Source organism: Nocardiopsis coralliicola, assembly GCF_054779695.1.
In genome coordinates this window covers 283,149-304,742 of sequence record NZ_BAAGXT010000001.1, presented here as the reverse complement: position 1 = coordinate 304,742, position 21,594 = coordinate 283,149, and the positions used below count along the sequence as shown (strand labels likewise).

19 protein-coding genes are annotated in these 21,594 nt (G+C 73.3%); 6 read left to right on the top strand and 13 right to left on the bottom strand.

Translation table 11 applies throughout. The annotated features are described in order from the left end of the window. Positions 1 to 40: 40 nt before the first annotated feature. From ACYVGT_RS01205 to ACYVGT_RS01185, 5 genes are all read right to left on the bottom strand, one after another. On the bottom strand, positions 41 to 1,276 hold the full coding sequence (locus ACYVGT_RS01205) for a metal-dependent hydrolase family protein (protein WP_460854446.1): 1,236 nt from the start codon (positions 1,274 to 1,276) through the stop codon (positions 41 to 43). Next, entirely contained in the window at positions 1,273 to 3,039 is a 1,767-nt protein-coding gene (locus ACYVGT_RS01200) for a hydantoinase B/oxoprolinase family protein (RefSeq protein ID WP_460854445.1), read from the bottom strand. Before ACYVGT_RS01200 ends, ACYVGT_RS01205 begins: the two co-directional genes overlap by 4 nt. 3 nt (positions 3,040 to 3,042) lie before the next feature. Continuing rightward, a complete protein-coding gene (locus ACYVGT_RS01195; RefSeq protein ID WP_460854444.1) occupies positions 3,043 to 5,082 on the bottom strand; it encodes a hydantoinase/oxoprolinase family protein in 2,040 nt (679 codons plus the stop codon). A gap of 67 nt (positions 5,083 to 5,149) precedes the next feature. Further along, on the bottom strand, positions 5,150 to 6,784 hold the full coding sequence (locus ACYVGT_RS01190; RefSeq protein WP_460854443.1) for an OPT/YSL family transporter: 1,635 nt from the start codon (positions 6,782 to 6,784) through the stop codon (positions 5,150 to 5,152). Positions 6,785 to 6,891: 107 nt separating this feature from the next. Then, entirely contained in the window at positions 6,892 to 7,926 is a 1,035-nt protein-coding gene (locus ACYVGT_RS01185; protein WP_460854442.1) for a LacI family DNA-binding transcriptional regulator, read from the bottom strand. Positions 7,927 to 8,041: 115 nt separating this feature from the next. On the opposite strand from ACYVGT_RS01185, the gene ACYVGT_RS01180 reads away from it, so the two are divergent. Both ACYVGT_RS01180 and ACYVGT_RS01175 read left to right on the top strand, forming a co-directional pair. Next, complete coding sequence (locus ACYVGT_RS01180; protein WP_460854441.1) at positions 8,042 to 8,632, top strand: helix-turn-helix domain-containing protein; 591 nt, start codon at positions 8,042 to 8,044, stop codon at positions 8,630 to 8,632. Next, complete coding sequence (locus tag ACYVGT_RS01175; RefSeq protein ID WP_460854440.1) at positions 8,629 to 8,922, top strand: response regulator transcription factor; 294 nt, start codon at positions 8,629 to 8,631, stop codon at positions 8,920 to 8,922. Before ACYVGT_RS01180 ends, ACYVGT_RS01175 begins: the two co-directional genes overlap by 4 nt. Here the strand turns inward: ACYVGT_RS01175 and ACYVGT_RS01170 are convergent. After that, positions 8,906 to 11,146: a glycoside hydrolase family 3 C-terminal domain-containing protein gene (locus tag ACYVGT_RS01170; RefSeq protein WP_460854439.1), complete on the bottom strand. Its 2,241-nt coding sequence runs from the start codon at positions 11,144 to 11,146 to the stop codon at positions 8,906 to 8,908. The genes ACYVGT_RS01175 and ACYVGT_RS01170 overlap by 17 nt on opposite strands. A gap of 181 nt (positions 11,147 to 11,327) precedes the next feature. Between ACYVGT_RS01170 and ACYVGT_RS01165 the strand changes: the two genes are divergently transcribed. Both ACYVGT_RS01165 and ACYVGT_RS01160 read left to right on the top strand, forming a co-directional pair. Further along, positions 11,328 to 11,969: a TetR/AcrR family transcriptional regulator gene (locus ACYVGT_RS01165; RefSeq protein ID WP_460854438.1), complete on the top strand. Its 642-nt coding sequence runs from the start codon at positions 11,328 to 11,330 to the stop codon at positions 11,967 to 11,969. 287 nt (positions 11,970 to 12,256) lie between these two features. Beyond that, a complete protein-coding gene (locus ACYVGT_RS01160) occupies positions 12,257 to 13,111 on the top strand; it encodes an NAD(P)-dependent oxidoreductase (protein WP_460854437.1) in 855 nt (284 codons plus the stop codon). Positions 13,112 to 13,376: 265 nt separating this feature from the next. Here ACYVGT_RS01160 and ACYVGT_RS01155 read toward each other — a convergent pair whose 3' ends face one another. Genes ACYVGT_RS01155 through ACYVGT_RS01125 form a run of 7 tightly spaced genes read right to left on the bottom strand, consistent with a single transcriptional unit; the run spans position 13,377 to position 19,206 of the window. After that, the gene (locus tag ACYVGT_RS01155) at positions 13,377 to 13,961 is read right to left on the bottom strand and encodes a nuclear transport factor 2 family protein (protein WP_460854436.1); all 585 of its coding nucleotides are present in this window, start codon (positions 13,959 to 13,961) and stop codon (positions 13,377 to 13,379) included. Between the two features lie 47 nt (positions 13,962 to 14,008). Further along, complete coding sequence (locus tag ACYVGT_RS01150; protein WP_460854435.1) at positions 14,009 to 14,968, bottom strand: PDR/VanB family oxidoreductase; 960 nt, start codon at positions 14,966 to 14,968, stop codon at positions 14,009 to 14,011. A 32-nt stretch (positions 14,969 to 15,000) separates the two neighbouring features. Then, the gene (locus ACYVGT_RS01145; RefSeq protein WP_460854434.1) at positions 15,001 to 15,753 is read right to left on the bottom strand and encodes an SDR family NAD(P)-dependent oxidoreductase; all 753 of its coding nucleotides are present in this window, start codon (positions 15,751 to 15,753) and stop codon (positions 15,001 to 15,003) included. Further along, positions 15,750 to 16,286, bottom strand: coding sequence for an aromatic-ring-hydroxylating dioxygenase subunit beta (locus tag ACYVGT_RS01140; protein ID WP_460854433.1), 537 nt, complete (start codon positions 16,284 to 16,286; stop codon positions 15,750 to 15,752). The genes ACYVGT_RS01145 and ACYVGT_RS01140 overlap by 4 nt, the downstream gene beginning before the upstream one ends. Next, positions 16,279 to 17,601, bottom strand: a complete 1,323-nt coding sequence (locus tag ACYVGT_RS01135; protein WP_460854432.1) for an aromatic ring-hydroxylating oxygenase subunit alpha — start codon at positions 17,599 to 17,601, stop codon at positions 16,279 to 16,281. The genes ACYVGT_RS01140 and ACYVGT_RS01135 overlap by 8 nt, the downstream gene beginning before the upstream one ends. A 34-nt stretch (positions 17,602 to 17,635) precedes the next feature. Continuing rightward, positions 17,636 to 18,007, bottom strand: a complete 372-nt coding sequence (locus tag ACYVGT_RS01130; protein WP_460854431.1) for a hypothetical protein — start codon at positions 18,005 to 18,007, stop codon at positions 17,636 to 17,638. Positions 18,008 to 18,054: 47 nt separating this feature from the next. Next, complete coding sequence (locus ACYVGT_RS01125) at positions 18,055 to 19,206, bottom strand: acyl-CoA dehydrogenase family protein (RefSeq protein ID WP_460854430.1); 1,152 nt, start codon at positions 19,204 to 19,206, stop codon at positions 18,055 to 18,057. Positions 19,207 to 19,479: 273 nt separating this feature from the next. On the opposite strand from ACYVGT_RS01125, the gene ACYVGT_RS01120 reads away from it, so the two are divergent. Both ACYVGT_RS01120 and ACYVGT_RS01115 read left to right on the top strand, forming a co-directional pair. After that, positions 19,480 to 20,004: a flavin reductase gene (locus ACYVGT_RS01120; RefSeq protein ID WP_460854429.1), complete on the top strand. Its 525-nt coding sequence runs from the start codon at positions 19,480 to 19,482 to the stop codon at positions 20,002 to 20,004. Positions 20,005 to 20,057: 53 nt separating this feature from the next. After that, positions 20,058 to 21,587: a PAS domain-containing sensor histidine kinase gene (locus tag ACYVGT_RS01115; protein WP_460854428.1), complete on the top strand. Its 1,530-nt coding sequence runs from the start codon at positions 20,058 to 20,060 to the stop codon at positions 21,585 to 21,587. Positions 21,588 to 21,594 lie beyond the last annotated feature (7 nt).

Here is a 21,594-nt window from a genome sequence, read left to right as displayed (position 1 = left end):
GCCCCGGCGCGGCCCCGCGGGCCGGCGCCGGGGCGGGTGTTCAGCGCTCGTCCCAGACGACCGCGCCCACCTTGACCACCGTCCTGGGGCGCGACTGGTCCCACAGCACGCTCGGGTCGCGCAGCGGGTCAGCCTGGAGTGCCACCAGGTCGGCCGGGGTGCCCACCGCCAGGCGGCCCCGACCCGGGTCCCTGATCAGGTCGGCGTTGACGACGGTCATGGAGCGCAGCAGCTCCAGCGGTTCGAGCACCCGGGCCTGCAGCGCGATGCCGCGCAGCTGCTCGTCCTCCAGGTCGCCCATGAGGTCCGTCCCGAAGCCCACGCGCACGCCGGCGTCCCGGGCCAGCCGGACCGCGTCCTGGCCGGCCGAGAGCACCTCGGCGTTCTTCGCACGCCCCACCGGTGTCAGGCCCGCCGCCTCGCCGCGGCGGTTCATCGCGTCGTAGGCGGCCAGCGTCGGCACGAGGTAGGCCCCGTGCTCCGCCATCACCCGTGCCGCCTCCGCGTCGATGAGGTTGCCGTGCTCGACCGAGCGCACGCCGTTGGCCACCGCGTGCACGACGGCCTCGGCGGAGTAGGCGTGCGCGGCGACGTAGCTGCCGCGCCGGCCGGCCTCCTCGCACACGGCGGCGATCTCCTCGGCCGAGTACTGCGGCACCGCCAGCGGGTCGGTCGGCGAGATCACCCCGCCCGAGGCCATGACCTTGATGACGTGCGACCCGGTGCGCAGCCGCTCGCGGACCGCCCGCCGCAGGTTGTCGACGCCATCCACCACTTCGTGGGTGTGGTCGCACCCCGCGTGCAGGTCGTGCTCAGCCGGCCGCACGTCGCCGTGCCCGCCGGTCTGGCTGAGCACCCTCCCGCTGAAGAGGTAGTGGGGGGCGCTCACCATGCCGCGGTCGATCGCCTGCTGCAGCCCGATGTCGCCGCCGGCCACGTCGCGCACCGTCGTGAAGCCGCGCCGCAGCGCGGCGGTGAGCCGGTTCACGCCGTTGATCACCACGTAGCTCATGGTGCGGGTGGCCATCATGATCCCGCCCATCCCGGCGGCGTAGGCGTGGAAGTGCGCGTCGATCAGCCCGGGGACCACGGTCGCACCGCCGAGGTCGACGGAGGGGCCGGCGCCCGCGGCGCCCACCTCGCCGATCTCGGCGATGGCGCCGCCCTCGATGCGCAGATCGCCTTCAACGGCCTCGCCGGTGCCGGGGTCCAGGAAGCGGCCGTTGCGGAGCACCAGCGCGTCCGCGCCTCCGGCTCCCTGCTGAGCCGCCCTCATGCGCCGCCCTCCTGCACGGCCCGCCCGCGCGACTGCTGCAGCCGGGCGCGGACGCGCGCCGTCTCTTCGGCGTCGACCCCGGCGGTTCCGGCAGCCGCCCCGCCGCCCGCGAGCACCACGCCGTATTCCGCTGCGGCGGCGTCTGGCGACACGTAGCCGTCGAGCACGTCGTCGAGCACGCTGCCCGGCTCGCGGGCCAGCGGGTCACCGTAGCCGCCGCCACCACCGGTGTAGTTGTTCAGGCGCGTCCCCGCCGGGCGCGGATAGGTCCCGCCGCGCGTGACGACCTGGTCTGCGGTCCCCTCGTCGAGGACGATGCGCGCCGGCCGCCCCTCCTGCCCGCCTTCGAGCGCCCAGGGCGCGGACTTGGTCTTCGATACGAGGCAGATGCCGGTGGAGTCGGCCTCGAAGCGGTAGTGGCGGTGCACCCCCACCCCGCCGCGGCGCAGGCCGGCCCCTCCCGAGTCGGGGACATACCCGTAGGACTCGATGAACAGGGGCGCCTTCGTCTCGAGGACCTCCACCGGGTTGTTGCGGCAGCCCGGCTGCGTGAGGTGCATGATGCCGTCCTCGCCGTCGCCGGCCCGGTGGCCGCCGTAGCCGATCGCCTCGTTGGTGGCCTCCAGCCACGCCTGGCCGGTCCGCGGGTCGGTACCCCAGCCCATCATGGAGGAGACGTCCCCGCCCGAGCACGCCGGGATGCGGTCCGGCATCCCCTGGGCCAGCGCCTTGAGGACCACCTCGCCGGCGAGGATCCCGGTCCACTGGGTGAAGGTCGGCATGGGGTCGAGCGCGTGCATGATCGAGCCCGGCTCCGTCACCACGCGCAGCGGCGCGAAGTTCCCCGCCGCCACCGGCGAGTCCGGAGTGGTGAGGGACTTGAAGACCAGGCCGGACAGCGCCAGCGTCTTGCCCACGGGCAGGTTGAACGGGCCCTTGACGCCCGTCTCGCTGCCGGTCCAGTCGATCACCATCTCCTCGTCGGTGACCGACACCGTCACCTTGAGCTTGAGCGGCGTGTCGAGGTCGATGCCGTCGCTGTCCACGAAGTCCTCGGCCGTCCAGCTGCCCCGGGGCAGCTCCGCCAGCGCGATCCGGGCCAGGCGCTCGCCGTGGGCCTGGATGTCGGCCATCGCCTCGCTCAGCACGGCGGCGCCGTACTTGGCCGCCAGCTCCTTCATCCGCTGCATGCCGCTCCAGCACGCCGAGACCTGGGCCTGGATGTCGCCCAGGGTGCGCTCGGGCATCCGCGAGTTGAAGCGGATGAGGTTGAGGACGTCGTCGTTAGGCGCACCCTCCCGGTAGAGCCGGCTGGCGGGGAACACGATCCCCTCCTGGTAGGCGTCGGTGGAGTCCAGGACGTAGCCGGCGTTCTTCTGCTTGAGGTCGAGCACGTGCACGCGGCAGGACGAGAACCCGATGATCTCGCCGCCGTGGTGGACGGGGGCGAAGACGAGCGGGTCGAGGGTGTGCGCCGAGGACCAGTACGGGTAGTTGAGCAGGAAGACGTCGCCCTCGCGCATCTCGTCGATGCCCAGGAACTCCAGCGACTTCTTGATCCCGTAGTCGTTCGCCCCGGTCGAGATGGCCAGCCCGGGCGAGTCGGCGACGACGTCGCCGGCGGCGTCGTGCAGGCCGATCCCGTAGTCGTGGATCTCGTAGACGACGGTGTTGTAGGCGGTCCGGCAGAGGTTGCGGGCCATCTCGTCGGCGCTCGCGATCAGCGCGTGGCGGATCACTTCGAGGGTGACGGGGTTGCTCATGTCTCAGACTCCTTGTGCGCCGATGGTGATGACGAGCTCGCCCAGGCCGCCCACGCGGAGCGTGTCCCCCTCGTGCAGGACGGTCGTCGCGGTGTGCTCGGCGATGATCGCGGGGCCGGGGATCTCGTCGCCGGCGTGCAGGGCCTCGCGGGTGTAGACCGGGTACTTCGCGGGCTCGCCGCCCGCGTGCACGGTGCGCGTGAGCGCCGGCCACGGGGCGCCGTCCCCGCGCGGCTGCGCCGCCGGCCAGGCGGGCTTGTCCACCACGCCCACCGCGTTGACCCGGAGCGTCGTCACCTCGACCGGGTCGGTCATGGTGTGGCCGTACATGCGCCGGTGCAGCACCGCGAACTCCTCGGCGACCGCCGCCGCCACGTCGGTCCGGCCCTGCGGATAGGGCACTGTCACGGAGTGCTCCTGGCCCTGGTAGCGCACGTCCACGGACCGGTGGAACGCGCGCGCCGGCGGTGCGAACCCCTCGCCGTCCAGCGCCGCACCGCCTTCGGCCTCCATCTCCTCATACGTCGACTCGAAGAAGTCCCGGTCGAGGGAGTCCAGCGCCCGCACCGCGGTCCGGGCGAAGTCGTGCTGGACGTCGGCCATGAGCATCCCCAGGGCCGAGAACGCCCCCTGGCCGGGCGGGACGACCACCCGGGGGATCCGCAGTTCGCGCGCGACGTCGGCGGCGACCAGGCCGCCCCCGCCGCCGAACGCCATCAGCGCGAAGTCCTGCGGGTCGCGCCCCAGGTCGACGGTGATCGACCGGACCGCCCCCACGATCTTCATGTTCGCGATCTGCACGGCGCCGCGGGCCAGCTCCTCCGGCTCCATCGCCAGCGCCGCCGCCACGGGAGCCAGCGCCTGCCGCGCCTTCTGCTCGTCCAGGACGAGGTCCCCGCCCAGTGCCAGGTCGGCGCCCATGTATCCCATGGCGACCGCGGCGTCGGTGAAGGTGGCCTGCTCGCCGCCGCGCCCGTAGGCGGCGGGCCCCGGGACCGCGCCCGCGCTCTGCGGCCCCACCTGCAGCGCGCCGGCCTTGTCCAGAGAGATGAGCGAGCCGCCGCCGGCGCCGATGGTGTGGATGTACAGCGACGGCGTGTTGATCGGCAGGCCCTCGAAGGAGGCGCCCTGGTACAGGACCGGTTCGTGGTCCAGGACGAGCGAGGCGTCCAGGCTCGTGCCGCCCATGTCGATGGTGATGACGTTCGGTTCGCCGAGCTCTCGGGAGAGCGCGGCGGCGCCCACCACACCGCCCGCCGGGCCGGACAGGATCAGGTTGACGGGCTGCTCGGCGGCTGCGGCCGCGGTCATCGCGCCGCCGCCGGAGCGGGACATGAGGAACCGGCCGCTGAAGTCCGCGTCCTGCAGGTCCCGGCTCAGTTCGGTGAGGTACCGGCGCATGATCGGCTTGATGTAGGCGTCCAGCACGGCGGTGCTGGTGCGCTCGTACTCCCGGTACTCGCGGGAGAGCTGGTGGGACAGCGTCACCTCGGCGTCCGGTACGGCCTCGCGCAGGATCTCCCCCATCGCGATCTCGTTCGCCGGGTTGGCGTAGGAGTGCAGGAAGCCGACGGCGACCCCCTGGTAGCCGCCCTCCGCGATCGCGCGGGCGACCTCGAGCGCGCTGTCCCGGTCCAGGGGGGTGTGCAGCGTGCCGTCGTACCGGGTCCGCTCGGCGACCTCGAAGGTGTCGCGGCGGCGGACGAGCGCCTCCGGCTTGCGGAAGGTGATGTCGTACATGACCGGGCTGCCGGCCCGGCCCAGCAGGTAGACGTCGCGGAAGCCCTGCGTGCCGATGACCGCGATCCTCGCCCCGGTCCGGGTGAGCAGGGAGTTCAGCCCCAGCGTGGAGCCGTGGTTGAACGTCTCCACCTCGCGGATCCCGGTCTCCGCCTTGCCGAAGGCGTTGAGGACGCCCTGCTTGGGCGCCTCCGGCGTGGTCGGGACCTTCTCGAACCGCAGCGCACCCGTCGCCGGGTCGAGCCGCACCACGTCGGTGAACGTTCCTCCGACGTCGACGGAGATGCGTGTTCCTGCCTTCATTCCTCTGCCACTTTCCTCGTCCGTGGTTGGTGCCGCGTGCGTGTGCTGGGGGGCGGTTCGTCGGGCGCTAGCGGAAGACCTGCCCCAGGGAGGCGAACGCGTCGCCGGTGATGATCCCCGCGCCGACCAGTTGGAGGCTCTCCTCGGCCTGCCTGCCCCGGATCCGCACCACGGCGAGCCGGAGGGCGATGGCGCCCAGGACCAGCCATCCTGCGTAGGGCGCCGCGATGAGCAGGCCGGTGGCGAGCATGACCCCCATCTGCCGCTTGGCGCCGCCCGCCGCCTGGAGCGCCGCGCCCAGCAGGCCCCACAGCGCCATCGTCTGCAGCGCCTCGGTATTGGTGAGCCCGACCTTGATGGTGCCGGCGAAGACCTCCGCGACCGGCGGGATCCGGCCCGCGTCGAAGTAGGGCTGCCAGAGCAGCGCGACCATGCCGAGGGCCACGACGAAGCCGATCATCGCCGAGTAGTACTGCTGCTTGCGGCCGGAGAGCTCGTAGCGCGCGTAGGCGGGGTGCCGCGAGTGGACCTTGCGCAGGATCCAGCCGGTCTTGAAGTCGTAGCCCATGTCGGCGAAGGCGGGGCCGGTCGCGGCGGTGTAGCCCACCAGCACGAGCAGCGCCTCGGGCGGGAAGCCGAGGAGGAGCCCCAGCATCAGGAAGATCAGCGTGATCGCGGTGGCCGGGAACCAGCCCGCGTGCATGGCCGCCAGCCCCACGATCAGCTCGCTGACGAAGGCCGCGACGGCGGCGAAGAGCACCCAGCCGATCAGCTCGGGCACCGACATCTCCGCCCACAGCCCGGAGACGATCGCGAGCAGGACGCCGATCAGGATGAACATGGTGAACCCGGAGCCCAGGCCGGTGCCCAGCTGGCGCGGGGCAACGGTGTCGCGCTGGGCGGGATCGGACTCGGCCGGCTCCTCCCGCGAGCCGCCCTTGCGCCGGCCGGCGAGGATGAAGCCCACCTGGACCAGGGCGACGACCCCGGCTCCGATCATGATCCCGTGCGGGATGTAGTTGTCGGCCAGGGAGAAGTCCGCGAGGCCGGGGATCAGGCCGTAGTACTGCACCACCAGCAGGCCGAGGCCGAACATGAGCAGCGCGACGACGTTGCCGATCAGGGCGACGCCGGCGGCCGACGCGGAGAGGCCGAACCAGGCGAGGACGAACCCGACCACGCCGCCGCCCAGCAGCACCGCTGCACGGCGCCCGCCCTGGTCGCCGGCCTTGATCGCCTCCGCGGCGGCAACCCCGGGCGGCCATGCGCCGCGCGCGGAGAGGAACTTCGAGCCGAACGCGCGGTAGAGGATCCAGGCGTCGACGAACAGCCCGCCCGCGGCGCCCATCAGCATCGGCCAGATGAGGTCCGCACGGCCGAACGCCCAAGTGATCGCCAGCGGCACGATCAGCGCGTTGGCCGCCCCGAAGGTGCCGGCGGAGATCGCGGTCTGCGCGAGGTTCTGCCGGTGAACGTCGCGGAACCTCCCCAGGCCCAGGAACCCGAGCCGCCCGATCAGCATCGCGATGAGCGCGCCGATGACGGAGGTGTGGGTGGAGATGCCGAGCTGGGTGATGAGGTGGATCCCGATGAACGCGCCCACCGCCGCGAGGGCGACCGTCAGGACGATCGTTGCGGGTTCGAACGCCCGCGGATGGTGCAGGACCTGCTCGTCCTGCTGGGACGCGGCATCAGCTGACATGGCTGGGCCTCTCGCGAAGGGGGTGGGGAGCACGGTCGTCAAATCGATTTGATTCAGCCGAGTGTGCCCCCGTGAGCGCCATCACGTCAAGACCGACCCCGCGTCCTTTACCTGCGGCGGGTCGACGCACGCAGGTTCAGCGCCGGGGCGACGCTCCCCGGGGGGCGCGGCGGCTCGGCGCCGGAGATCTGCGCGATCAGCAGCGCGACCGCCGCCGAGGCGAGCCCTTCGTGGTTGAGGTCGAGGGCGGTGATCGGGGGCTGCGCTGCGCGCGAGAAGGACGAGTCGGTGAGCGTCGCGAGCCGGATGCCGTCCGGCGTGCTGAGCCCCGCTGCGGACAGTGCCCGCAGCACCGCCGGGGTTGACTTGCTCAGCGAGTAGACGAGGGCCGCGGGGGCCCCGTGCTCCGCGATCAGGCGGGAGACGGCGCCCTCCGTCTCCTCCGGCGAGAGGCTCTCGCTGAGGACGTGCACCTCCGGCGGTGCGCCCCGTTCACGGCACCACTGCGCGTACACCCGCCGGGCTTCCCGGTTCCACGCGTTCTCCTCCGACCCGGGCAGGAGCCACACCCGCTCACCGGGGCCGGCGTCCAGAGCGTCGAAGACCTCCCGCATCCCCGCGGCGTAGTCGACCCCCACGGTCCACGGCAGGTCCGGCCGGTCCGGGTCGGGGTCGGCGCAGACGATCGGGACGCCCCGGCCCGACAGCAGGTCGATCATCGGATCGCTCGCATAGGGGTGGGCGATGATGCAGCCGTCCATCGGGACGGCGGCGTGGTTGTCGCGGGTCGGGTCGGGCACGTGGACCAGGCCGATCCCGCGGCGCAGGCACTCGGTGGCGGCGCTGCCGGCGAGCCGGTTGAAGGTCTCCGAGCTCTCCGGCGCGCCCGTCGCCGCGAACCGGGGCCGCAGGACCAGGCCGATCATCTCGGAGCGGCCGGTGCGCATGGACCGGGCGTGCGGGTCGGCGCTGTAGCCGAGCCGGCTGGCGGCGGCGAAGACCCGCTCCTTGGTCTCGCCGCTGATCGCGCGGCGCCCCGAGAACGCGTGCGACACCGTGGACGGCGACACCCCCGCCTCCCGCGCGACATCCTTGATCGTGACGCGGCCAGGACGCTGCGCGCGGTGCCCCCTCTGGTTCATGCCCCGAGTGTAGAAGCGGGCCCCGCAGCGGGGAGACGGGCCGCGGCCCGAGAGCGCACCAGGTACACGAAAGTGCAGGTTGACGCGGCGGTTCCACCGCGCGCAGTATCGGAACATGCCTTCTGAGAACACTTCTTCCGAGCCGATGCGGCTACGCGCCCTCGCCCATCCGGCCCGTCTGGACCTGCTCTACCTGCTGCGCCGGGACGGGGAGGTCACGGCCACCGCCGCTGCGGCTGAGCTGGGCCTGTCACCGAAGACCTGCTCCTACCACCTCGGCCTCCTCGGCAAGTACGGGCTCGCCGAGGAGACGGGGGGCGGCCGGGGGCGGGTGCGCCCGTGGCGGCTGGCTGCGGTGCCGATCGGCTACTCCCCCGGCGCCGGGGACGCCCCCGAGGTGTCGGACGCGCAGGACTCCTTCGCGCGCACCGTGCTGGACCGCGATGCCCGCGTCGTCCGGGCCTTCATCGACGGGCGGCACCGCCTGCCCGACGCGTGGCGCGGCCGGTCGGCCATGGCGAGCAACCCGATGCGGCTCACCGCGGGCCAGCTGGACGGCCTCCGCGAGGAGCTCACCGGCGTCCTCGACCGCTACCAGCAGCTCAGCGCCGAGCCCGCCCCCGGGGCCGTCCCCGTGCACACCGCGGTCTATGCGGTGCTGTCCGACCTCGACACCCCTGCAGGAGCACCCCGGGAGGCCGGATGAGGCCCGCCCCTGGCGCGCCGGCCCGCCCGGCGCCCGCGCCGCCGGCCCCGGTCCGCCCCGTCGCCCGGCTCACCCCGCGCGAGCGCGAGGTGCTCGGACTCATGGCCGACGGCTGCTCCAACGCCGGGATCGCCGAGGAGCTCGTGCTCAGCCCGAGCGCCGTGGCCAAGCACATCAACGCGGTCTTCACCAAGCTCGGTGTGGCCCCCGATCCGCTCTGCAACCGGCGCGTGCAGGCCGTGCGCATCTTCCTGTGCGCTGCGGCGGCGGGCGCTACTCCTCGGCGTTGATGCGGGCGAGAAGGGCCTCGGTCGCGGCGATGTCCTCCTGGCCGAAGGCGGCTAGGCGCCGGAGCGGGATGGAGGCCATCATGCGCGCCATGTCGGTTCCCATCGCCTTCTCCGCTCCCTCTTCCGGCTGGGCGGCGGCGAAGCGCTCCGCCAGCGCGGCGGCGCCCTTCGGGTCGGCCATCACCTCGCCCAGGGTGGAGTCCAGCGTCAGCGGCAGGCGCACCCGGTCGCCCTCGACCTCGATCGACGCGGTGGCCCGCAGGTCCCGGCTGGACGCGCCCGCCGACACCGCGTACCCGCCGCCCTCGACCACCCATCGGTCGGCCCGCACGTCCCAGTACGCCAGGTCTTCGCGCGAGAGCAGGACGCTGACCTGACCGCTCTGCCCGGGCTCCAGGGTGATCCCGGCGAAGCCCTTCAGCTCCCGCGGGGCCCGCGACACGGCCGAGCCGGGCTTGGCGGCGTAGAACTGCACGACCTCGCGGCCGGCCCGGTCCCCGGTGTTGGTGACGGTGAGGCGCGCCGTGATTCCGGCGCCGTCCTGCTCCAGTTCGAGGCCGGAGTAGGCGAAGCTGGTGTAGGAGAGGCCGTGCCCGAAGGGGAACGCCACCTCCATCTCCCGGGCGTCGTACCAGCGGTAGCCCACGTAGAGGCCCTCTCCGTAGAGCACCGCGGAGTTCTCTCCGGGGAAGTTCAGGTAGGCGGGGGTGTCCTGCAGCCGCACGGGCACCGTCTCGCCGAGCCGCCCGGAGGGGTTGGTGCGGCCGAAGAGCACGTCGGCGATCGCGCCGCCGCCGGCCTGGCCCAGCAGGGCTCCGTCCAGGATCGCGGGCGCGAGGTCGGCGACCGGGGCCAGCCGCAGCACGCCTCCGTGTGAAAGCACCACGACGGTGCGGGGCTGCGCGCGCACCACGGCGGCGAGGAGTTCGAGCTGCTCGGCGGGGAGTTCGATGTGGTCGCGGTCGAAGCCTTCGGACTCCTGGTGTTCGGCGAGGCCGAGGAAGACCACGGCGGCATCCGCGTCGGCCGCGGCGCGCACCGCCTCGTCCGCCAGGCCGGCGCTGTCCTCCCCGCCGTAGCCGGGTGCGAAGGCCACCCGGCCGTTCCCCGCCAGCGCGCGGATCTCCTCCAGCGGGACGTCCACGCGGGTCGGGTTGACGTGCGAGCTCCCACCGCCCTGGTAGCGCGGGTTCCGGGCGAGCCCGCCGATGACCGCGAGCGGCCGGCCCGGCTCGAGCGGCAGCAGCGCACCGCCGTTCTTGAGCAGGACCACGCACTGGGCCGCGACTTCCCTGGCCAGCGCGTGGTGCTCGTCGGCTAGGGCGCCCTCGATGCCTGCCGCCAAGGCGCCCCGGCCGCCCTCCGCACGTGCTGCCAGGGCGGACACGCGGGCGGCCGCCGTGTCCACGGCCCCGGCCAGCGCGGCGTCGTTCCGCGCCGCCTCGGCGAGCTGCGCGTCGCTCGCGCCGCCGTCGCCGGGCATCTGCAGGTCCAGGCCTGCCGCGACGGCCGCGACCCGGTCCTGCACTGCGCCCCAGTCGCTGACGACGGCGCCCTGGAAGCCCCACTCGCCGCGCAGCACCTCGGTGAGCAGCCAGTGGCTCTCAGCGGCGTAGACGCCGTTGATCCGGTTGTAGGAGCACATGACGGTCCACGGCTGCTGCGCGCGGACGATCTCCTGGAAGGCGCGCAGGTAGATCTCGCGGAGCGTGCGCGGGTCGATGTTGGAGCTGGACCGCATCCGGTCGTGCTCGGCGTTGTTGGCCGCGAAGTGCTTGAGCGAGGCGCCCACGCCGGCGCCCTGGAGCCCGGCGACCCAGGCTCCGCCCAGCGCCGCGGTGAGGAAGGGGTCCTCGGAGAAGTACTCGAAGTTGCGCCCGCCCCGGGGGTCGCGCTTGATGTTGACCCCCGGGCCCAGGAGCACGTCGACCCCGAGCGCCCCTGCCTCGGCGCCGAGCGCTGCGCCCACCCGTCCGACCAGTCCGGGGTCCCAGCTCTGCGCCAGGCCGACGGCCGGCGGGAAGCAGGTCGCGGGCAGGCTTGCGGCCAGTCCCAGGTGGTCGGTGGCCCCCGCCTGCCGGCGCACCCCGTGCGGACCGTCGGTGAGGACGATCGGCGGCACCCCGCCGACGGCCTTGGTGGTCCAGAAGTCGGCTCCGCTTCCGAGTGCGGCCTTGTCTTCCAGGGCGGGCTCCGTCGAACCGGGCTCTGTCGGCGTGGTCACGTGCGGTACTCCCTCTGCGTCGCTGCACCGGGCCGGACTGCGGGTCCATCGCAAAACCTGAGTGAGACTTGGTTTTCACGAGAGATCAGCAGACTATCCGCCGGAATCTGCACGCCACAAGACGCCGTTTCCGATGAACATTGAGTTGGCCCGGGATTTGGCGGGAGCTTAGGGTGGCCCCATGACCAGCGCGCCCACCGGCCCCCGCGGCCCCTACGCCCGTTCCGCCGAGCGCCGCAGGAGCATCGCCCAAGCGGTCCTCGACACCGTCTGGGAGGAGGGGCACGAGAAGGTGACCACCGCCGGCGTCGCCCGGCGGGCCGGGACCAGCGAGGCCACGGCGCTGTACCACTTCCCCACCAAGGAGCACCTCCTGGTCGCCGCGCTGGAGCTGTCCGACGAGCAGACCTCGCTGCGCCCGCAGGCCATCGACCCCGGGCGGGCCCTGGACTGCCTGCGCGCGTTCGTGGCCACCACGCCGGAGCGGGTGCACATCATGCGCCTCCACACCGCTCTCCTGGGCCGCGCCACCTCGCCCGGCCACCCGGCCCACGCATTCCTCATCCGGCACAACCGCGAGGCCGCCGCCCACCTCGCCGCCGTAGTGCGCGAACGCCAGCAGCAGGGAGCGGCCCACCCGGGCCTCGACCCCGGCGAGGCGGCCCGCCAGTTCGTCGCCACCTGGGACGGCCTCCAGTCCCAGTGGCTCCTCGACCCCTCCTTCGACTTCGCCGACCTGCTCGTCCGCGCCTTCCGCCGCCTCACCGGCCAGAACTGGATGGAGGCCCGGTCCGCCCTCCTCGACCCCTCGCTCGGCCTATAGCCGCGCAGCGCCGGCCGCCGGAGCCGCCCTGATCCGGGAGGCCGGAGCCCGGACCGCAGCCGTCCACCACCGGGAACCGGCCGTCATGCGCGCACGCCGGCTTCAGCGGCGCAGCCGCAGCCGCCGGCCCGCCGGCCGTCTCCCCGGCCAGAACTGGATGGAGGCCCGGGCCGCCCTCATCGACCCCTCTACCGGGCTGTAGCCCTCAGCCAGAGATCTCGGCCCGAGGCGCACGGGCCGCCCCGGCGGCCTCCTCGCTAACCCAGAGGTAAGCACCGAAGGAGAAAGTGCGTACTTCCGCGCACCGGAAGTGCTGGCCAGCAGGGGCACATGAGTTCACCGACGACGCATTCCGCTGTCACCGTGATCGGCCTCGGCCCGATGGGCCAGGCGATGGCCGCGAGCCTGCTGCAGGCGGGCACCCGGTCACCGTGTGGAACCGCACGCCCAGCCGCGCCGACGGCGTGGTCGCCGCCGGCGCCCGGTGGGCGACCACACCTGCCGACGCCGTGCAGGCTGCCGACCTGGTCATCCTGAGCCTGACCGACTACCAGGCGATGTGGGACGCACTCGGCGGCGTCGGTACCGCACTGGCCGGCCGCACGATCGTCAACCTCAGCTCGGATACGCCGGACCGGACCCGCGAGGCAGCCGACTGGGCAGCGGCCCGCGGCGCGTCGTTCGTGGCCGGCGGGATCATGGTGCCGGCGCCGATGGTCGGCACCGAAGCGTCCTACGTCTACTACAGCGGCGACCGGAGCAGCTTCGATGTCCATCGCGACGCCCTCGCCCGCATCGGGGAACCGCGGTTCCTCGGGGACGACCCGGGCCGCGCCCAGCTCATGTACCAGGCCAACCTCGACATCTTCCTGACGGCGCTGGCCGGCATCGTGCATGCCACGGCACTGGTGGAGACCGCCGGGATCACCGCCGAGGTGTTCCTGCCCGAGGCCATGGAGCACTTCGCCGCCATTCCGGAGATGATGGCGCCCGAGGACGCCGCCGGGCTCGGCGCGCTGATCGACGCGGGCAAGCACCCGGGCGAGGGCAGCACCGCTCTCATGATGGGTGCGACGGCCGACCACATTCACACCACCGCCGACTCAGTCGGCATCGACACCGCGCTTCCGCGCGCAGTGTAGGCGCTCTACCACCGCGCGATCGACGACGGTTACGGCACCGACGGCTGGACCCGCATCATCGACGGCATCCGCGCCCCCAGAGCGGGCGGGTGAGCTCCGGCCGCCGGGGTGCACCGCGCTGAGCTGCAGGCCCCGGCGCCGCGTGGAACGGCGCTGGCGGCCCGCAGCCGACACCGTCCGATCCCCCCGCAGCTGCAGCGGCGGGCACCCGCGCGCGTGTGCGCCGAGGCGGTCCGGCTGATGGCGGCATCGCGGACGCAGACCCCTAGGCGCCCCGGTCCGGGGCCATCAGGACGGAGCGGGTGGCCGCGGCGGAGGGGAAGTGGGCGGGGAGGGGGGCGACGAAGACGTTCTCGGTGCGGGTGCGGGAGATCTTCCAGCCGTCGGGGGTGGCGGCGAAGGTGTTGCTGAGGCGGCTGGAGCGGAGGACGGCGGTGCCGTCGCTGAACAGCCAGGGCTGCATGTGGATCCACTCGCCGCGGGCGGTGGCCGCGCCGGGGTCGACGCGGATCTGCTCGGAGGTGAGGTAGTGGGCGTTGAGCACGAGTTCGGGGTCGCGCTTTTCGCCCCAGAAGCGGAGGAAGTGGCGGCGGATCGCGTCCCTGCCCGCCATCCGGCCGAACTGGCCGTCGTAGTACTCCCCCACTCCCTCCCACACCGCGTCGTCGGTGTAGAGGCCGGCGATCAGGTCGACGCGCGCGCCGATGCCGTCCACGCCGGGCTCCGGCAGGGGCGTGTCGCACAGCCACAGGTAGCGGGCCTGCAGCCGGCGGATCTCCGCTTCGGCCTCCAGGACTTCGATGCGGCGCACGAGGGCGGCGACGGCGCCCCCGCTGTCCGGACCGGACATGGCAGTTCCCTTCTCGGCGGGTGCCGGCTGCACGCGCGGCCCGCGCCTCAGTACAGCTCGATCACGAGCTTCTCGGTCTTGGCGCGCGATACGCAGAGCGCCATCTCGCCGCCCGCGGCCCTGTCTGCGGCGGACAGGCAGTTGTCCCGGTGGTCGGGGACGCCCTCCAGCACGCCCGAGACGCAGGAGCCGCAGACGCCCTCCTCGCAGGACTTGAAGACGTCGACGCCGTTGTCCTCCAGCACCGAGAGGATGGACCGGTCCGCGGGGACCACATAGGACTCGCCGGTGTCCAGCTCCACGGTGAAGGCGGTGTCGCCGGAGGTGTCGGCCTCGGCGGGGGTGAAGTGCTCGACGTGCACGCACTCCTCCCCCACCGCGGCGCCGAGCACCCGGCACACCTGGTCCATGAACGGTGCCGGGCCGCAGGTGTAGGCGTGGTCGCCGGGCCCCGCGTCCGCGGCGATCGCGCCGAGCACCTCCTCCTGCTCCGCCGCCGCGAGGCCGGTGTGCAGCCGCACCCGGCCGCGGAAACCGGCGCGGTTCTCCAGCAGGTCGCGGAAGGCCGCTTCGGCGCGCGACCGGACGAAGTAGTGCAGCTCGAAATCGGCGCCCCGGCGGTCCAGCTCGTAGGCCATCGACAGCAGCGGCGTGACACCGATGCCGCCGGCCGCCAGGATGTGCCGGCCGGCGCCCTCGGCGATGGCGAGCAGGTTGCGCGGCCGGCCGATGGCGAGGCCGTCGCCCGCCGCGACCTCGTGCAGGGCCGCCGACCCGCCGCGCGAGGCGGGCTCGCGCTTGACCGCGATCAGCAGCGACGACCGGTCGTCCGGCGGCCCCGCCAGCGAGTACTGCCGCACGATGCCGGTCGGGCCGGTGACGTCGATGTGCGCGCCGGCCTCGAAGGGGGTGAAGTGCGCGCCGTCGGCCTTCTCCAGGCGCAGGGTGCGGATGGAGGGGGTCTCGGCGACGACCTCGGCCACGCGGACGGGGATGGTGTCGTTCATGGTGGTGGGCTCCCGTCGAGGGATCGTGCGCGTCAGCGCAGGTACAGGCCGCCGTTGGCGTCCCAGGTGGCGCCGGTGACGGAGGCCGCGCCGGGCGAGGCGAGCAGGGCGACGGTCTCGGCGATGAACTCCATGCTGCCGAGCCGCCCGACCGGGATGGCGCGCGCGAACTCCTCGGCGCGGTCGCCGAGCAGGGCGTGCACCGCCGGGCTGTCCTGCGGCCCCGGCGAGACCGCGTTGACCGTGACGCCGCGCGCGGCCAGTTCGCGGGCGAAGACCTTGGTGGCGGAGACGACCGCGCCCTTGGAGGCGGCGTAGTGCCCGCCGGTGGCGGTGCCGCCGTTCTGCCCGGCCAGCGAGGCCATGTTCACGATCCGGCCGTAGCCGCGCTCGGCCATGTGGGCGCCGAAGACCTGGCAGGCGTGGAAGGTCCCGTTCGCATTGACGCCCATCACCTCCGCCAGCTCATCGGGCCCGATCTCCAGCAGCGGGGTGGCCAGGGTGCGCGCGGCGTTGTTGACCAGCACCTGCACCGGGCCGAGGTCGGCGACGACTCCGGCCAGCAGCCGCTGCAGGTCCACCGGGTCGGCGACGTCGGCGGTGTAGCCGGCCGCCGCCGCGGGCCCGGCTGCGGCCAGCTCGGCCGCCACCCGGCGGGCGCCGTCGCCGTCGATGTCGGCGAGGGCGACGGCGTGGCCGCCGCGGTGCAGCCGGCGGGCGATGACCGCGCCGAGCCCGGATGCGGCGCCGGTGACAACGGCCGTACCGGCGGCGGGAGCGCTCACAGCAGGAACCCGGCTGCCGGGACGGCGTCGTCGGCGTCGGCGAGGCGGACGACCTTGCGCACCAGCCGGTCCTCGGCCGGCGCCGCACCGAGGCGCACGGTGTAGTCGACGTCGGCGGCCCACAGGTCGTGCCGCCCGCGCTTGTAGGCGACGAGGATCTGGGCCGCCCGGACCGCGATCTCACCGCCGCCGCGCTCAGCGGCCGTGAAGCGCGAGACCGTCCGCACAGTGGTGGCCGCGTCCACGGCCGCGATGGCGTACCCCTCGGTCATCCGGGCGACGCGCATCCGCCGCATCCGCGCGTCGTCGTAGACCATGTTGAGGATGTCCTCGAAGTCCTCGGCGTCCCGGTCGATCGGGATCACGTAGATGCCGTCGGCGGCGTAGAGGTCCTGCCAGGCGAGGTAGTCCTTGGCGTCGAGCAGGGCGGCTTCGCGCCAGATCAGCTCGATCGCGCGCAGCGCCCCCGCGTCGCCCAGGGGCAGCGCGGCGGCCGCGCTGCCGGTCGCGCTCTCGGTCACGGTGTCAGGCATCGCTCATCATCTGCTTCCACTGGCGGTAGGCGGCGCGCATTCCGGTCTCGTCGGTGCTGTGGCTGGTGGGCCAGCCCTCGGGCGAGGGCTTCTCCCGGCCGAGCCCGCGGTTGACCATGACGGGCATCTCGGGTGCGCCGGCGGCGCCCCGCTGGACGCGGTCCCAGCCCTCCGCGTCGTCGGGGGTGCCGAACCCGAAGGGCCCCTGGAAGTGCTCGTGGATCCGCAGGCGCTCCCGGCTGACCGGACCGGCGATCTCCGGGGGCGCATCCGGCCCCAGGGCGATGTGCTCGATGACGGTCTCGTCCACGCTCACCGGGCGCAGCACCCGCAGGAAGGCCGAGGACATCGAGACGTTGGGGAACAGGTTGAGGTTGGACCCGGTGCCGTGCATCGACCGCACGAGCCTGCGGATCCCGGCGGTGTCCAGGCCCGCCTCGCGCAGCTGCGCGACGAGACCGTCGAACCGGGGCTGCAGCGGCTCGGAGCCGTCGTCGGCGCCGAGGTCCTTGTGCTCGGGCACCATGTGCATCACCGAGTGGCCGTTGCCCAGGTCGTGGCAGATCGACTCGGGGTCGGTCATGAAGGACAGCATCTCGGCGGTCTCGGCGTCGACGGAGGACATCCAGGACCGGTGCACGATCGGGAAGTGGTAGCCGTCGGTGGTGTTCTCCAGCTGGATCTTCCAGTTGCCCTTGAACCTGAAGCGGTGGGTGCCGATGACCTTGACCGGGTAGCCGCCGCCCTGCTCGGTGAACCGCTCCGCCCACTGCGCCACGTCGCCGAGGAAGTCGGCCAGCGGATCGGCTCCGTGGTCGAAGGTCGCGAAGACCATGCCCAGGAGGGACTCGGTGCGCAGCTTCTTCAGCCCCATGCCGGACTTGTCCATGACGCCTTCGTAGCCGTCCGGGTAGGGGATGCCGCGCAGCTTCCCGTCGAGGCTGTAGGACCAGGCGTGGTAGGGGCAGGTGAAGCCGTTGGCCCGGCCGGTCTTCTGCTCGCACACCGACGCGCCGCGGTGCCGGCACCGGTTGACCATGGTGTGCAGGGCGCCCTTGCGGTCGCGGGTCACGATCACCGGCTGCCGGCCGACATGGGTGGACTTGAAGCTGCCGGGCGCGGGGAGCTCGGACTCGTGCGCGACCCAGATCCAGGTGCGTTCGAAGATCCGCACCATCTCCTGCTCGAAGATCTCGGGGTCGGTGTAGATCCGCCCGGCCACGCGGTCGGGGAGCACCAGCTCGTCCGGGTCGAGGCTGCGGACGGTGTCGGCGCGGAATCCGCCGCCGGGTGCGGTGGTCGGTTCTGCGGTCATGGCGTCGCCTCCAGGGCGGTGGGGGTCGCGGCGGTCATTCGGCGTAGGTGCGGGGGGTCAGCGCGCGCCCGATCCGGGCCTCGACCTTGGCGTACTTCCACAGCGCGAAGCCGCTGCTGCCCACGCCGACGGTGCGCAGCAGGTTGCACGCCTGTTTGACGGTGTCGGCGCTGTCGGCGTCGCAGAGCAGGTAGAAGGTCCACGGCCAGCCGTCGGAGGGGCCGACCATGTGGGAGTCGTCGTCGATGTCGCCGATGAAGTCGATGCCGGGCAGGGCTTTGACGCCGTCCATCAGGGCGACGGCGGCCTGCCACACGTCGCCGGTGGTGACGCCGTCTCTGGGCAGGTCGAAGAAGTTCTGGTTGATGCCGAAGCAGAACAGCACGCGCAGCGGGGTGGTGCCCACGGTTGTCTCCTCTGTTGAAGGGGGTGGCGCGGAAGAAGGGGGCGGGCTCAGTGGAAGCCGGGCACCGTCGGCGGCTGGCCCATGAGCACGGCGCCGCCGGCGTCGAACATGGCGGGGCCGAGGAAGGCGTGCTGCTGGGGCACGATCGCGTCGTGCAGCAGCCGCGGCAGCGGGTGGGCGTTGTAGATCGCGCCGGTCCCGGACAGGTGCAGGACGCGGTTCACCACCTCGGCGGAGACCTTGGCGAGGTTGGCCGCCGCCAGCCGGAGGTGCGCCGTCTGGGCAGGGGCCACCGGGTCGCCGGCGAGAACGGTCTGCCACGCCTCCTCGGCGGTCTCGTAGAAGTAGGCGCGCGCGGAGCGGAGCGCGACCTCGCTCTCGGCGATACCGGTGCGGTAGTAGGCGCGGTCGGCGAGCTTGGGCGCCCCGGTGACGCCGCTGCGGCCCGCCCCGGTCTCGGTCGCGGAGTCGAGCGCGGCGCGTGCCACGCCGGCGCCGACCACGGCCAGCACCTGGGCGGCGTAGGCGATGGCCGGGTAGCGGTAGAGCGGCTCGTCGACGGTGGGCGCGCCGCCGCGGACGAACGTCCACTCGCGGGGGACCTCCACCGAATCGACCTTGAGGTCGAAGGAGCCGGTGCCGCGCATCCCGACGACGTCCCAGTCCTGGATGATCTCCACCTGGTCGGGGCGGAGCAGGGCGGTGCGGGGCAGGCCGCCGGTGGTGTCGTCGCCGGGAAGGCCCACGCCGAGGATGTCGGCGCCCATGCAGCCGCTGGCGAACTTCCACCGGCCGTCGACGAGGTGTCCGGCCGGGGTGGGCTCGGCGCGCTGCACCGGGAAGAGGCCGCCGGCGAAGACCACGTCGGGGCCGCCGGAGTACAGCTCGGCCTGCGTCTCCAGCGGCAGCGCGGCGAGGTAGACCAGGGCGGAGCCGAAGCTGGCGACCCACCCGGTGGATCCGTCGACCTGCGCGATCCGCTCGACGGTGCGCAGGAACTGCGCGGGGGGCTGCGGGTCGCCGCCGAAGCGGGCCGGTGTGGCGGCCCGGTAGACGCCGGCCTGCTTGAGCCGCTGCACGAAGTCGCGGGAGACGTAGCGCTGGGCGTGGAACTCCTCGCGCCGTCCGGCCAGTTCGACGAGAACGTCGTCGAGCGGCACCTGCGCCGCGTCGGGCCGGGTGTCCTGGGTGTGCGCCATCGTGCGGCTGCTCCTCGCCTGGGTGGACGGTGGTCGGGCGGCCGCCGGCTCCGGGCCCGGTGGGCGGGGAGGCGGCCGCGGTTTCCGACCGTAGGTCCGGGGCGGCCGCGGCGACATTGGAAGTGCCCGCCCCCGCGGGAGGGGTTCCCTCCCCTCGCGCTAGGGGATTTCCTTACAGCGCCGGGCGGGGCCGGCGGGGTAAGGGAACTACCGATCCGTGCGGGGGCAAGTAGCGATGTCGCCGACCGGGGCCGGGCTCCTACGGTCGGTGGCATGTCCCAGGAGCTGTCCACCGCCCAACGCCGCTTCCGGTCCGCCATGGCCAACCTGTCGGCGGCCGTCAACGTCATCACCACCGACGGGGTCGGCGGGCGGGGAGGGATCACCGTGAGCGCCGTGTGCTCGGTGTCCGACTCCCCGCCGACGCTGCTGATGTGCATCAACCAGGCCAGCTACGCCCACGACCTGTTCCGCACCAACCGCCGGGTCGCCGTCAACGTGCTGGGAGCGCCGCACGAGCAGCTGGCGGTCGACTTCGCCGGGATGACCGACCTGTCGATGGCCGCGCGGTTCCACCGCCCCGGCTGGGAGCACGGCGAGCACGGCGTGCCGGTCCTCCTCGACGCGCCGGCCGTGCTCATCGGCAGCGTGGGCGCGGAGTACGTGCGCGGCTCGCACACGGTGATGTTCGTCGACGTCGAGCACGCAGCGGTCCGCAGCGACGTCGGGGCGCTGGTCTACTTCCAGCGCCGCTTCGCCGACGTCTCCCCCGCCCCGCCCGCGCCGGCGGCCCCGTGAGCCCGGTGCCCGGGGCGCCGGCCGCGGAGCCGGCACCGCCCTACTCTGGTGTGATGCAGGTCGACCCGCATGCGCCCGAACTGGCCGAGACCGACTTCTACACGATGCTGCGCGCAAGCCGCATGTGCATCCTGGTCCACGACGCCGCCACCAAGAACATCCTGTGGGCCAACCCGGCCGCCTGCGAGCTGCTGGAGTGGAGCGTCACCGAGCTGCGTCCGCTCAAGGCGGACCACATGAGCAGCACGGCGCAGCAGTACGACCGGGTGCTCGGCCGGGCCTGGCTGGAGCGCGCCGTGCAGCAGGGGACGAGCCGGATCCAGTGGGACTACCGCTCCAAGTCCGGCCGGGTCATCCCCACCGACGCGATCGCGACCCTGGTGGAACTCGACCACGGTCCGGCGGTGCTGGTGCAGTTCCGCGACATCGAGCGCGAGCAGCAGATCGAGCGGGAGCTGCGCCTCACCACGTCCTACGTGGAGACACTGAGCCGGCACACCGCGGCCGGCTACCTCGTGCTGTCGCCGGACGGGATCGTCCAGCACGCCACCAACCGGGCGCTCGACCAGTTCGGGACCGGGCGCAAGGAGCTGGCGGGCCGACCGCTGGAGGACTTCTGCACCATCCACACCGGGCGCGGCGACGGGCCGCGGTACCGCGGCTGGGCAGCCGCGGTGCGGGTCGCCGACCCGATCGGCGCGATCCGGCTCCGCCTTCCGGGCGGCGGCGGCCGGCCGGACTGGCTGGGCGGAACGGTGGAGCTGATGCACCAGCCGGGCGTCGACGAGCTGGTCATGACGGTGCACGACATCTCCGAGCGGGTCCGCGACGAGGAGCAGCGCGGCCGCGCCCTGGAGCAGGAAAACTACCTGGCCCGCTACAACGCGATGGGCGACATGGCGATGGCGATCGCCCACGAGCTGGGCCAGCCGCTCGCCGCCGCGCGCAACTTCCTGGCCGGGGTGCGCGCCCGCACCCGGGCACCGGGCGGCGCTGCCGCGGACCCCGGCGACCAGGTGGCCTACGGCCTGGACGCGGCCGAGCGCCAGATCGAGCGGGCCGCCGCGATCGTCGGCGCGGTCCGCGCGTTCGTCGGCCACCTGGAGCACGTGTCCGGCGCGGTGGACCTGCGCGAGGTGGTCGAGCAGTGCCTGTACTTCGTGCGGCTGCGCGCCGACGCGGCCGGCGTCGCCGTCGAGGTCGAGGAGGGCGCAGCTCCGGTCACCGTGGTCTGCGAGCGCGTCCTCACCGGCCAGGTGGTGCTCAACCTGTGCTTCAACGCCATCGAGGAGCTCGCCGGATGCCCGCCCGAGGGCCGGGTGCTGCGGATCGGGACGCGCCTGGACGAGAGCGGCGGCGGCCCGGTCGGGCTGCTCACCGTCGACGACCGCGGGCGGGGGCTGCAGCGGGACCCGTTCGCGGAGTCCTTCACCTCCAAAGAGCACGGCAGCGGTATCGGACTGGCCCTCAGCTACCGGATCATCACCCGCCAGCACGGCGCCATCTGGGCCGAGGAGCGGCCCGGGGGCGGGACCCGGTTCGCCTTCACCCTCCCGGCCGCCGGCGCAGAGCGGCCCGCGTAGGGGAAAC

Bases quoted from the DNA above. Each gene is read 5' to 3' on its own strand.
- ACYVGT_RS01195 (WP_460854444.1), bottom strand. From the start codon at position 5,082: ATGAAGGCAGGAACACGCATCTCCGTCGACGTCGGAGGAACGTTCACC.
- ACYVGT_RS01175 (WP_460854440.1), top strand. From the start codon at position 8,629: ATGAGGCCCGCCCCTGGCGCGCCGGCCCGCCCGGCGCCCGCGCCGCCG.
- ACYVGT_RS01140 (WP_460854433.1), bottom strand. From the start codon at position 16,286: ATGCCTGACACCGTGACCGAGAGCGCGACCGGCAGCGCGGCCGCCGCG.
- ACYVGT_RS01125 (WP_460854430.1), bottom strand. From the start codon at position 19,206: ATGGCGCACACCCAGGACACCCGGCCCGACGCGGCGCAGGTGCCGCTC.
- ACYVGT_RS01180 (WP_460854441.1), top strand. From the start codon at position 8,042: ATGCCTTCTGAGAACACTTCTTCCGAGCCGATGCGGCTACGCGCCCTC.
- ACYVGT_RS01190 (WP_460854443.1), bottom strand. From the start codon at position 6,784: ATGTCAGCTGATGCCGCGTCCCAGCAGGACGAGCAGGTCCTGCACCAT.
- ACYVGT_RS01120 (WP_460854429.1), top strand. From the start codon at position 19,480: ATGTCCCAGGAGCTGTCCACCGCCCAACGCCGCTTCCGGTCCGCCATG.
- ACYVGT_RS01200 (WP_460854445.1), bottom strand. From the start codon at position 3,039: ATGAGCAACCCCGTCACCCTCGAAGTGATCCGCCACGCGCTGATCGCG.
- ACYVGT_RS01185 (WP_460854442.1), bottom strand. From the start codon at position 7,926: ATGAACCAGAGGGGGCACCGCGCGCAGCGTCCTGGCCGCGTCACGATC.
- ACYVGT_RS01205 (WP_460854446.1), bottom strand. From the start codon at position 1,276: ATGAGGGCGGCTCAGCAGGGAGCCGGAGGCGCGGACGCGCTGGTGCTC.
- ACYVGT_RS01165 (WP_460854438.1), top strand. From the start codon at position 11,328: ATGACCAGCGCGCCCACCGGCCCCCGCGGCCCCTACGCCCGTTCCGCC.
- ACYVGT_RS01155 (WP_460854436.1), bottom strand. From the start codon at position 13,961: ATGTCCGGTCCGGACAGCGGGGGCGCCGTCGCCGCCCTCGTGCGCCGC.
- ACYVGT_RS01150 (WP_460854435.1), bottom strand. From the start codon at position 14,968: ATGAACGACACCATCCCCGTCCGCGTGGCCGAGGTCGTCGCCGAGACC.
- ACYVGT_RS01135 (WP_460854432.1), bottom strand. From the start codon at position 17,601: ATGACCGCAGAACCGACCACCGCACCCGGCGGCGGATTCCGCGCCGAC.
- ACYVGT_RS01115 (WP_460854428.1), top strand. From the start codon at position 20,058: ATGCAGGTCGACCCGCATGCGCCCGAACTGGCCGAGACCGACTTCTAC.